2 protein-coding genes are annotated in these 861 nt (G+C 42.6%); both read right to left on the bottom strand.

Annotated elements, in window-relative coordinates; all coding sequences use genetic code 11:
* Positions 1-459, bottom strand: a 459-nt coding sequence (locus tag ACS8FD_RS18490; protein WP_439276917.1) for an MBL fold metallo-hydrolase, incomplete at its 3' end; no start/stop codon positions are given.
* Positions 460-549: 90 nt separating this feature from the next.
* Complete coding sequence (gene pqqA, locus ACS8FD_RS18485) at positions 550-624, bottom strand: pyrroloquinoline quinone precursor peptide PqqA (protein WP_201500340.1); 75 nt, start codon at positions 622-624, stop codon at positions 550-552.
* Positions 625-861: the final 237 nt, after the last annotated feature.

Genomic DNA, 861 nt, shown 5'->3' with positions numbered 1-861 from the left:
ATTATCAAAGCCTTTGATATGAAATCTCTGATTGGGGTCAATTTGATGGTGTTGTAGCCCGCCATTCCAGTGCGCTAGCACATTAAAAATAGGAAATCCGGTGGTGAGATCTTGATGCACCATATCGGTACACCACACATCAATCGGGCACCCTTCGCGCAGGGTTAACAGCCCCGTGGTGTGATCGAGCTGGCTGTCCATCAGCACCACCGCATTAATCCCCGTGTCTCTGAGACCGCGCGCGGGGTGCGCCGCCTTAAAGTCAAACAACTGCTGACGAATATCAGGGGAGGCATTAAACAAAATCCAATCTGTACCATTTTCAGATATGGCAATCGAGGATTGAGTGCGCGTCTTAGCATTAATCGTACCTTGACGCACACCCTGGCAATTATGGCAATTACAATTCCACTGCGGAAATCCGCCACCTGCCGCTGAGCCCAAAACATGAATATACATAAGTTAATATTTCCAAAAAAACAAAAGCCCTAGTCATCTAGGGCTTTTAACAAATCGAGGTTTGACAAATTTTAACGCGCTTTAAAATACCTAGCGTGCTTCGAAATACATAGTAACTTCAAAACCAATGCGAATGTCTTGAAAAGCAGGTTTGGTCCATTTCATAACGGTACTCCGAGAGTGTTTTATTGGTTAATAGACAAAATTATTAATAGTAATTTTCAATGGTAGTATAATCTGACACTTGATGTCAAATCAGTAGAAACGCTTTCGAAAGATACAGTTACATAACCCGATGATTGCTACAATGAATAACAATTAAGCAATCAGTTTTAGCAATCAACAGACCAGCACAAGCCATGGGATAGATGGGTCATGTTCGGATGGATTAGGAAAACGTTG

It is taken from the genome of Psychrobacter sp. 1U2, from assembly GCF_051847575.1.
The sequence above is the reverse complement of the archived record's forward strand: the minus strand, read 5'-3'. Positions and strand labels throughout refer to the sequence as shown.